The 10859-nt window shown below is 59.3% G+C and carries 8 protein-coding genes; 3 read left to right on the top strand and 5 right to left on the bottom strand.

Annotated features, from left to right (window positions below):
• Window positions 1–159: 159 nt before the first annotated feature.
• Window positions 160–672, bottom strand: coding sequence for a single-stranded DNA-binding protein (gene ssb, locus RTS12_RS18085; RefSeq protein WP_312531004.1), 513 nt, complete (start codon window positions 670–672; stop codon window positions 160–162).
• 243 nt (window positions 673–915) lie between these two features.
• On the opposite strand from ssb, the gene RTS12_RS18080 reads away from it, so the two are divergent.
• Window positions 916–1551 carry a lytic transglycosylase domain-containing protein gene (locus RTS12_RS18080; RefSeq protein ID WP_312531002.1) on the top strand — a complete coding sequence of 212 codons (636 nt, stop codon included), beginning with the start codon at window positions 916–918 and terminating at the stop codon, window positions 1549–1551.
• A 99-nt stretch (window positions 1552–1650) separates the two neighbouring features.
• Here RTS12_RS18080 and RTS12_RS18075 read toward each other — a convergent pair whose 3' ends face one another.
• On the bottom strand, window positions 1651–2226 hold the full coding sequence (locus RTS12_RS18075) for a YSC84-related protein (RefSeq protein WP_312531000.1): 576 nt from the start codon (window positions 2224–2226) through the stop codon (window positions 1651–1653).
• Window positions 2227–2283: 57 nt separating this feature from the next.
• Window positions 2284–3291, bottom strand: a complete 1008-nt coding sequence (gene hemB / locus RTS12_RS18070; RefSeq protein WP_312530998.1) for a porphobilinogen synthase — start codon at window positions 3289–3291, stop codon at window positions 2284–2286.
• Between the two features lie 158 nt (window positions 3292–3449).
• On the opposite strand from hemB, the gene RTS12_RS18065 reads away from it, so the two are divergent.
• Together RTS12_RS18065 and mfd are read left to right on the top strand one after the other, a co-directional pair.
• Complete coding sequence (locus tag RTS12_RS18065; protein WP_312530996.1) at window positions 3450–4016, top strand: hypothetical protein; 567 nt, start codon at window positions 3450–3452, stop codon at window positions 4014–4016.
• A 71-nt stretch (window positions 4017–4087) separates the two neighbouring features.
• The gene (gene mfd, locus RTS12_RS18060; RefSeq protein WP_312530994.1) at window positions 4088–7540 is read left to right on the top strand and encodes a transcription-repair coupling factor; all 3453 of its coding nucleotides are present in this window, start codon (window positions 4088–4090) and stop codon (window positions 7538–7540) included.
• Window positions 7541–7660: 120 nt separating this feature from the next.
• Here mfd and clpA read toward each other — a convergent pair whose 3' ends face one another.
• Both clpA and gloB read right to left on the bottom strand, forming a co-directional pair.
• Complete coding sequence (clpA, locus tag RTS12_RS18055) at window positions 7661–9982, bottom strand: ATP-dependent Clp protease ATP-binding subunit ClpA (protein WP_312530992.1); 2322 nt, start codon at window positions 9980–9982, stop codon at window positions 7661–7663.
• 213 nt (window positions 9983–10195) lie between these two features.
• A partial coding sequence (gene gloB / locus RTS12_RS18050; protein WP_312530990.1) for a hydroxyacylglutathione hydrolase occupies window positions 10196–10859 on the bottom strand: 664 nt, incomplete at its 5' end.

The raw sequence follows: 10859 nt of genomic DNA, 5'->3' as shown, positions 1-10859 counted from the left end.
CTACCACGCTGGATTCACGAGATGAATCCCTCACGTGATTTGTGCAACAGAGCCGGTGAGCATCAAAATCAAAGCCGCTTCGGGTCGAAGAAATGAGGTATTTTAAAGAAAAGGGACGGCCGAAGCCGTCCCTAAAACGCCAGTCCCAGGCAGGTTTGCTTAGAACGGGATCTCATCGTCGAAATCGGGGCGGCTTGGGCCGCCGGATTGTGACGATTGGTTCGACGATCCGCCGTAGCCGCCGTCGTCATAATCATTGCGCCCAAACGAGCCGCCTGACGATCCGCCCGATGCACCACCACCGCCGCCGCCGCCAGCGCCGCGACCGTCCAGCATGTGCAACTCGCTGCGGAAGGGGCGCAGGGCGATTTCGGTCGAGTAGCGGTCATTGCCTTGCTGGTCTTGCCATTTGCGGGTCTCAAGCTGACCCTCGACATACACCTTGGAGCCCTTGCGCAGGTATTGCTCGACCACGCGCACCAGCGGCTCAGAGTAGATCGCAACAGTATGCCATTCGGTGCGCTCGCGGCGCTCGCCCGAATTGCGGTCCTTCCAGGTTTCGCTGGTCGCGATCCGCAGGTTGGCCACTTTGCCGCCATTGGGGAAATTGCGGACTTCCGGATCCTGACCGAGGTTCCCGACCAGAATTACCTTGTTCACACTGCCTGCCATTCTGCCGGTCCTTCGTATCCGTTCAAAAGTATCGCAACGGTGTAGCGCGCCAAGGGCGGTTCGGGCAAGTGTCCGCGCACATAGCAGATCCAGCTTTGCATCATCACAGTTCTTAGAATGGTGAGCAATATTTTGCCTATTTGCCTGATTGGCATGTCGGGAATGCATGGCTTTGGTCCCATGACAGGCTATAGTCCCTTACAAAAATAACGCGTCGAGAGGGGCAGTCGAATGCATCCCAGCATGAGTGGCAAGATCAGGAAGATCGCCCGTTTCGGGACGATTTCTGCGTTGTTTCTTGCACTTGCACTACCGGCATCTGCAGAAGGCTTGCGGTTGTCAGCCAAAGCGGGCAAGTCGCGCGCCGCGCAATTCGAGCGTCAGACCCGGTTGATGGATTCGCGTCTTGCGGGTCAATACAATAAATCTTCGCGGCTGCGCCCGGCGACTGCCTCGACCAAATCCGGTGACGAGCTGGAATTTGCGGCCGTGGTTCCCGCCTATAAGGGAAGCCGTCGCAGCCAATATCTGCCCCATGCGCGGGCAATGGCGAAAAAGCACGGCGTTCCCGAGGATATCTTCCTGCGGTTGGTCCAGCAAGAATCGGGGTGGAACCCCAATGCGCGCTCGCACAAAGGCGCACATGGTCTGGCGCAGCTGATGCCGGGTACGGCGGCCAAGCTGGGGGTTGATCCCAGCGATCCCAAACAAAACCTTGAAGGTGGCGCGCGCTATCTTCGCATGATGTACAACACCTTTGGCAGCTGGCAGCTTGCTTTGGCGGCCTATAATGCCGGGCCGGGCGCGGTGGCGAAATACGGCGGTATTCCGCCCTACCGTGAAACCACCAATTACGTGCGCATCGTTCACGGTCGCTGACACGCAGGCCGACACGGCTGCCAAGCAGGCGGACTGCAAGCACAATCAAAAGGGCGGGTCGATGGGCCCGCCCTTTGATATTTCATCCATGTCCCCGGCTTAGAATGTCGAGGGAATGATCCGGGTATATTTGGTTCCGGCGATCGAGGCCCCGGCCATCAGGCCCGATTGGCCAAAAATCATTGCCACCACCGGCTGCTGGGCGGTGATCGTGTCGGCGCCAACCGCCAATCCACGGGCGGGCAGGGCGTAATAGGCACCCGCCTCGGCGACCCAGCCCGGTGCCGAACGGAAGGCAGCAAGCGCTTGATCGGTCTGGAAAATCAGCACATGCGCATATTGCTGTGCGCCGATCTGAAAGCCGACGCTGGCTTGGGTGGCTGAATAGTAATCAACCGTGGCATCGTTGATGCGCAACGCACCCTGACCATAGGCACCGCCGATGCCAAAGCCGGCCTCGGTCATCAGGGGCATGTACAGCACACCCTTGGCACCTTGGATCAAGCCAGCCGCATTAGGATAATTCTGCAGCAAAAAGTCCTTGGTCGTGTTGACGCGCGCGTCCAGACGCGCCGAGGCATTCTCGCCGACACCATTTGCACAGCCCGCAAGAATGGCAGCCGCCGCACCCCCCACGAATAAATTGCGGCGAGAAATCCGGGTGGTGTCAATCATGCTGGTATCATCCCTCTTGCGCGGCTTTTGCCGCTGTTGCGCCAAAGACTATGTGGATTAAGCCTCAAGCGCCAGCTTTTCAGCGATTTGCGGCGCAAAATAGGTCAAAATGCCGTCACATCCGGCCCGGCGGAAGCTAAGCAGGCTTTCCATGACCACATCGCGCGACAGCCAGCCCTGACGGATTGCGCCCTCGAGCATCGCATATTCGCCCGAGACCTGATAGGCGAAGGTCGGAACGCCAAAGCGGTCGCGGACCTCGCGGCACAGGTCCAGATAGGGCATGCCCGGCTTGACCATGACCATATCCGCACCTTCGCTCAAATCGCGCGCGACGCAGCGCAGGGCCTCTTCCCGGTTGGCGGGGTTGACCTGATAGGTCTTTTTATCGCCCACCAGACGCCCCGAGGCGCCGACCGCATCACGGAAGGGGCCATAAAAGCCGCTGGCAAATTTCGCAGCATAAGAGAGGATGACCATATCCTTGTGGCCATGAGCCTCCATCGCATAGCGCAAGGCGGCGATGCGGCCATCCATCATATCCGAGGGCCCAAGAATATCGGCGCCAGCATCGGCTTGTGCCAGTGCCATGCGAACCAGCGCCTCGACGGTTTCGTCATTCACGATAATGCCGTCGCGCACAAAGCCGTCGTGGCCGTTGATATTATAGGGATCAAGCGCGATATCGGTCATCACGGCCAGCTCTGGCGCGACCTCTTTAATGGCCCGGATCGCGCGGTTGCCGATGTTGTCGGGATCCCAGGCGCGCTCGCAACCTTCGGTTTTCAGATCAGGGTCGGAATGGGGGAACACACAGATCGAGGGGATGCCCAGCCGCATGGCGGTTTCCGCCGCCCGCTTTGCCCCGTCGATGGTCAAGCGCTCGACCCCCGGCATCGAGGCGATCTCGCCTTCGCCGCCCGCGATTTCGGTGACGAAAATCGGCCAGATCAAATTTGCCGCCGATAGGCTGACCTCTTGCGTCATGGCGCGCAGGGCGGGTGTGCGGCGCAGGCGGCGCAGCCGGGTGGCAGGAAAGGCGGGAAGGATCGGCATGGCGGACATGAAAGCTACTCATCTTGTGAATGCCAAAAGGCGGGGCGAATGTGCACCCATGGGCCTTTGGGTGCAAGTCTGACGCTTGGGCAAAGAAAATTCGAGGTTTTCCTAAGGGGCACACGTCTTTAGGGTGCTGTCAAACAAAGTTCCGCAAGAGCGACATCGTGGCAATAGCACAGGCCCTTCTGGCCCTTCTCGATAGCAGATCCTTTAGCACCATCTGGTATTGGCTGATCTTGGCGATCGGCTGGAGCATGGCTGGCCGGCATGTGCTTGGCGTGCCGCCCGATGTCGTGCACCGCGTCTTGCGCACAAAGGAAGAAGGACAAGATCAGGCGGCTTTTGCTTTGCTTGACTGGCTTTCACTGATGCTGCCGCGCTGGCGGATCGCGCCAATGGACGGCGCGATCGTCTTGGGGATTTCCTGTTTTGTGCTGGTGGTCTTGCTGATGTTGGGCTTTGTCTATGGGCTGGAAATGGCGCAGGCGTTGTTCTTGCTGCTGGGCCCGCTGGCATTTGTCGCCTTGTTGCAGTTCCGCCTGGCCGCGCGTCTGGGCCGCTTGCTGGATGGGGCGCGCAGCAACCAGTTGGCAGTATATGACGCAGCCCAGCAAGCCGCCCGTCAGATGCGGCGGCTGCGCTTTGCCATTTCGGCCATGTCGATCATTGTGGTTGCAATTGCTGCCTATTGGGGTGCGCTTTGGCTTTTGGCGCATCCTTACGGATTTTAATCTGGCGTCAGGGATAGTCTCTGATCGCGTTGAAAACTTGACTTCTCTCAGCAGGCGGTTACCTCAGCCCTATGCCCGATCAAATCATCCTATCCGGTGCCCCAGAGGGCTATGATGCTGCGCTGCTTGCGCGTGAGTTGGAGCGTGGCCATAGCGTCATTCACATCGCTCGCGACGACCGGCGCATGGCGGCAATGCGTGCAGCACTTGGGTTTTTCGCGCCCAAGGCCGTCATCCTTGATTTCCCGGCTTGGGATACGACGCCCTATGACCGTATCTCGCCTGCCTCGGCGGTAATGGCCGCGCGCATGGCGGTGTTGATGACCTTGGCGCATGGTGCGATCAAAGGCCCCTTTATCTTGCTGACCACGCTGAACGCCGCCATGCAGCGGGTGCCTGCGCGCAAGACGGTGCGCGCGGCCGGGTTCAGCGCGGCTGTGGGCGACCGTATGGATGAAAGCGCCCTGCGTGGCTTTTTGGTCCGCATGGGCTTTACGCAAGCGCCGACGGTGACCGAGCCTGGCGATTATGCGGTGCGGGGCGGGATCATCGACATCTATCCCCCCGGTGAGCAAGGCCCGATCCGGCTGGATCTTTTCGGCGATGTGCTGGACGGGGCGCGCCGCTTTGACCCCGAGACCCAGCGCACCACCGATAAATTGCAGCGCGTCGAACTGGCCCCGATGTCCGAGGTCATCCTTGACGAGGACGCCATCACGCGCTTTCGCCAAAGCTATCGTGCCGAATATGGCGGCGGTTCGCAGGACCCGCTTTACGAAAGCATCAGCGCGGGCCGCAAAATGGCCGGTATGGAACATTGGCTGCCGTGGTTTCACGCGCAGATGGAAAGCCTGTTCGACTATCTGCCCGATGCCAGTATCGTCACGGATGATCACCTTGATCAGGTTCGCGATGCGCGCTGGCACACGATCTCGGAGCAATATGATGCGCGCCGCGAGGCACTTGGCCGCAAGGGCAGCGACAGCCTTTATCGGCCTGTGCCGCCGGTCGAGCTGTTCCCCGATGAGGGCGAATGGCAGCGCTGGCTGGCCGCGCATCGTCATATCCGCTTGTCGGTTCTTCACCGCCCACCGGGGCCGGGCGTGTTGGATGCCGGGGGTCGGCCGGGCCGCAATTTCGCGCCCGAACGCCAGGATGAGACCAAGAACCTTTTTGGCGCTCTTGCCGATCATATTCGCAAGCACCGCAGCCAGGGCCGGGTGATCGTTGCCAGTTTTTCAGACGGCGCCCGCGAACGTCTGGCCGGTCTGATCGCCGATGAAGGGATCGAGGGCGCGACCCTTTTGTCCGATATTCGCGATTTGCCCGCGACCAAAGGCGCCTTGGGTCTGGCGGTCTGGCCGCTGGAAGAGGGCTTTTTTACCGAACGCGACGGTGAGTTGGCACTGGCGGTGATCTCAGAGCAAGATGTTCTGGGCGACCGTCTGGTCAGGGGCACCAAGAAAAAGCGCAAGGCCGATAATTTCTTGCGCGATACCCAAAGCCTGACGCCGGGCGATCTGGTGGTTCATGTCGAACATGGGATCGGGCGTTATACTGGGCTGGAAACCGTCAAGGCGCTGGGTGTGCCCCATGATTGCGTCGCGCTGGAATATGCGGGCGGCGATCGCCTTTACCTGCCGGTCGAAAACATCGAACTGTTAACAAGATATGGCCATGAAGAGGGCCTGCTTGACAAGCTGGGCGGTGGTGCATGGCAGGCGCGCAAGGCACGCCTGAAAGAGCGCATCAAGCAAATCGCGGATCGTTTGATGCGCGTCGCGGCCGAGCGTCTTTTGCGCGCCGCACCCGTGCTTGAACCCGAGTTTCATGAAATCGAAAGCTTTGCCGCGCGCTTTCCTTACACCGAAACCGACGATCAGGCGCAGGCGATTGCGGATGTCGCGGCCGATCTTGCGGCTGGACGGCCCATGGACCGTCTCATCGTCGGCGATGTCGGCTTTGGCAAGACCGAGGTTGCCATGCGCGCGGCCTTTATCGCGGCCTCGCAGGGGATGCAGGTGGCGGTGATTGCGCCAACCACGCTGCTGGCGCGCCAGCATTTCAAAAGTTTCGCCGAGCGGTTTCGGGGCACGGCGATCAATGTGCGGCCCCTGTCGCGCTTTGTTTCGGCAAAAGATGCCAGCGAAACCCGCAAGGGTTTGGCCGAGGGCAGCGTCGATATCGTCATTGGCACCCATGCGGTTCTGGCGAAGCTGGTCAAGTTCAAGAACCTTGGCCTGCTGATCGTTGATGAAGAACAACATTTCGGCGTCAGCCACAAAGAGCGCCTCAAAGAGCTGCGCAGCGACATCCATGTGCTGACACTGACCGCGACCCCGATCCCGCGCACCTTGCAGCTGTCGCTGACCGGGGTACGCGATCTGTCGGTGATCGGCACGCCGCCCATCGACCGTCTTTCGATCCGCACTTACGTCAGCGAATTCGATACGGTCACGATTCGCGAGGCGCTGCTTCGCGAAAAATATCGCGGCGGGCAATCCTTCTTTGTTGTGCCGCGTCTGGCGGATCTTCCGGATGTCGAGGCCTGGCTGAAAGAGCAGATGCCCGAGATCAGCTATATCGTGGCCCATGGCCAGCTTGCTGCGGGTGATCTGGATGAACGCATGAATGCGTTTTACGACGGCAGTCATGACGTCTTGGTGGCGACGACCATCGTGGAAAGCGGGCTAGATATTCCCACCGCCAATACGATGGTGATCTGGCGCGCCGATATGTTCGGCCTGTCGCAACTTTATCAGATCCGAGGCCGGGTCGGGCGCTCGAAGACACGGGCCTATTGCTATCTGACCACCAAGCCCCGCGTGCCACTGACGCCTCAGGCAATGCGGCGGTTAAAATTTTTGGGCTCGATCGACAGTCTGGGGGCGGGGTTCAATCTTGCCTCGCAGGATCTGGATCAGCGTGGCGCGGGCAACCTGCTGGGCGAAGAGCAATCGGGCCATATCCGCGAGGTTGGCTTCGAGCTTTATCAGCAGATGCTGGAAGAAACGATCGCCAAGCTGAAATCGGGCGAGATCGAGGGCACGCCCGATGATGAATGGGCCCCCCAGCTGAATCTGGGCGTTCCTGTGACCATCCCGGAAAGCTTTATCCCCGATCTGGATGTGCGGCTTGGGCTTTACCGCAGGCTGGCCGAACTGACGACCAAGGTCGAGCTTGAGGGTTTCGCGGCCGAGTTGATCGACCGCTTCGGTCCGCTGCCGCGCGAGGTCAATACGCTGTTGCTGGTGATCCGGATCAAGGCGATGGCCAAGCGCGCCAATATCGCCAAGCTGGATGCCGGGCCTAAAGGTGTCACTATCCAGTTTCACCAGGATAAATTCCCCAACCCGGCCGGGCTGGTCGAATTCCTGTCAGATCTTCGCGGACAGGCCAAAGTCACCGACAATAAGATCGTCATTCGCCGCGAATGGAACAGTGATGCCGAGCGGATCAAGGGCGCCTTTGGCATCGCCCGCGATCTGGCCGCCAAGATCAAGGCGGGCAGGGCTAAAACCTAAGGCCGTCGTTCGGTCTGACGGGGCCGAGATGGGATGGATGCCCGCCCTTGATCCTCGAGTGACATGGAAAAAGGGCGGCCCGAGGGGCCGCCCTTTTCATGATGACATCTTGCAAGGCAATTAATCCGCAATCAGAAGCGGCGGCTTTTGCTTGCTGAGTTTTGGCGCCTCGGGCCCGGTGATATCCAGCACGGGCTTGCCGTCTTCGATACGCACGCGGACCACGCCGCCTTTGGTCAGACGCCCAAAGAGCAGCTCTTCGGCCAATGGCTTTTTGATATGCTCTTGAATGACGCGGCTCAGCGGACGCGCACCCATTTTGTCGTCATAACCCTTTTCAGCCAACCAATTAGAGGCTTCTGGCGTCAGCTCGATATGAACACCTCTGTCGATCAGCTGTGCTTCAAGTTGCAGGACAAACTTGTCGACGACCTGAATGATGACATCGCGCGACAAGGGCAGGAACGAGATGATCGCATCCAAGCGGTTGCGGAACTCGGGCGTAAAGGTGCGCTCAATCGCGGCGGTGTCTTCGCCTTCGCGCTTGTCGCGGCCAAAGCCAATCGCCGCACGCTGCATATCCGAGGCCCCCGCATTCGAGGTCATGATCAAGATCACATTGCGGAAATCAACCTGACGGCCGTTATGGTCGGTCAGCTTGCCGTGATCCATGACCTGCAACAGAATGTTGAAGACATCGGGATGGGCTTTCTCGATTTCGTCAAGCAGCAAGACGCAATGGGGGTGCTGATCGACACCGTCGGTCAGCATGCCGCCCTGATCAAAACCGACATAGCCGGGCGGTGCGCCAATCAAGCGGCTGACGGCGTGTTTCTCCATATATTCCGACATGTCGAAACGCAGCAACTCGACCCCAAGCGTATCGGCAAGTTGGCGTGCCACTTCGGTTTTGCCCACACCGGTCGGCCCGGCAAACAGATAGTTTCCGATGGGTTTTTCCGGCTCGCGCAGCCCCGCCCGTGCCAGTTTGATCGCCGAGGCCAAGGCCTCGATCGCTGCATCCTGGCCAAAGACGACACGTTTAAGGGTCTTTTCCAGATCCTTGAGAACCGCCGCATCATCTTTAGAGACGCTCTTGGGCGGAATACGCGCAATCTTGGCGACCACGGCCTCGATCTCTTTGGGGCCAATGGTCTTGCGGCGCTTGCTTTCCGAAACCAGATGCTGTGCGGCACCGGCCTCGTCGATCACATCGATCGCACTATCGGGCAGCTTGCGGTCATTGATATAGCGCGACGCCAGCTCGACAGCAGATTTGATCGCCTCATTGGTATAGCGCAGATCATGGTGTTTTTCGAAGCTGGGTTTAAGACCCATCAGGATCTTGATCGCATCCGGGACATTGGGTTCATTGACGTCGATCTTTTGGAAACGACGCGACAGGGCGCGGTCCTTTTCGAAATGCTGACGGAACTCTTTATAGGTCGTCGAGCCCATGCAGCGCAGCTTGCCACCCGAAAGTGCGGGCTTCAGCAGGTTCGATGCATCCATCGCCCCACCCGAAGTCGCGCCAGCACCAATGACGGTGTGGATCTCGTCGATGAACATGATCGCATCTGGATGCTCTTCAAGTTCTTTGACGACGGCTTTCAGCCGCTCTTCGAAATCACCGCGATAGCGCGTGCCAGCCAGAAGGGCACCCATATCCAGCGAATAGATCGTGGATTTGGACAAAACCTCGGGCGTTTCGCCGCGGATGATCTTAAGGGCCAACCCCTCTGCGATGGCGGTCTTGCCGACGCCGGGGTCACCCACCAAAAGCGGGTTATTCTTGCGGCGGCGGCACAAAACCTGAATGCAGCGTTCCACCTCATCGGCGCGGCCGATCAGGGGGTCAACATCACCTTTTGCGGCTTTTTTGTTCAAGTCGACGCAATATTTTGCCAAGGCGGTTTCGTCCTTGGCCGGGGCGGGATCGACATGATCTTGTTCGACACCCTCATCCGCGCCCTGGATCGAGCGGTTCTCCGAAAAGGACGGGTTCTTGGCGACGCCATGGGCGATGAAATTCACCGCATCATAGCGGGTCATGTCCAGTTCTTGCAGGAAGAAGGCCGCGTTGGATTCGCGTTCGGCGAAAATGGCGACAAGGACATTGGCCCCGGTCACTTCGGTGCGGCCCGAGCTTTGGACATGGATGGCCGCGCGCTGAATGACGCGCTGGAAAGCGGCGGTAGGAACGGCTTCTGAACCTTCGACATCTGTGACCAAGGTCGACAGATCGTCTTCGATAAACTCAACCAACATGCGGCGCAGCTCGGTCAGATCGACGTTGCAGGCCTGCATGACCTTTACCGCATCGGGTTCGTCGGTGAGCGCAAGCAGCAGATGTTCCAGAGTCGCCAGCTCATGATGATGGTCATTGGCCAGTGCAAGGGCTGCATGGATGGCCTGTTCAAGCGAGGTCGAAAAGGAGGGCACGACTTTTGCTCCTGTCAGTCGGCTGGCGGGTATGGACCTATTTGATGTCCACCTGTCCAGACTGTCATTATAGTATTAAGAATTGGTGGAATTCTCAGGGATTCAAGAGATAACTGCGGGAAGAGTTCCGAATTCACCAAAACTGTTCAAGTTGTGATGGATAGCCGGCGACACCGCCGTTGGAAATTGACACACAGCTATGGGGTAAGGTGTTCAAAACTCGTCTTTCATTTTGCGAAGCCGGGTGAAAACCGCGACATCTTCGGCGTTGTCCATGCCAAGCGGGCTGCGCATTTCTGCCACACGCAGAAAAGGATTTGTTGCCCGTTCCAAGGCCAGAGGGGCGGCTGCGCACAAGATCTCGGCGGCCTGTGTCCTGGCAAGGCGGTCTTTGAGCGCGGCATTGTCAGGGTCAACCGACAGCGCAAAAACGCCATTGCCGCGGCAGTAATCATGCCCCGAGCAGATCAGGGTATCGGCGGGAAGCGCATTCAGACGTGACAGGCTGTCCCACATCATCGCGGGTGTTCCCTCGAAAATGCGACCACAGCCCAGCCCCATAAGGCTGTCAGCGGTGAAGGCCAGTTTGGATTGTGGAAGATAGATGGCGATATGTCCGACCGTGTGGCCCGAGACGTCAAGGATCTGGGCGGTCTCGCCACAGATTTCAAGGGTCGCACCCGGGGGGATTTCCAGATCAAGCGCGGGCAGGCGATGCGCATCGGCCGGATTGCCCGCGACCTTGGCGCCGGTCTGGGCCACCAGCGCGGCGGTTGCCTGAATATGATCATCATGGTGATGGGTCAAAACGATCAGATACAACGACCAGCCGCGTGCCTGCAGCTCTGACAGAATCGGGGTGGCCTCGGGGGCATCG

Origin of the sequence: Paracoccus sp. (in: a-proteobacteria), assembly GCF_032007265.1 — a bacterium.
Classification (GTDB): domain Bacteria; phylum Pseudomonadota; class Alphaproteobacteria; order Rhodobacterales; family Rhodobacteraceae; genus Paracoccus.
Note: the sequence above shows the minus strand (reverse complement) of the source record. Positions and strands in the feature narration are given on the sequence as shown.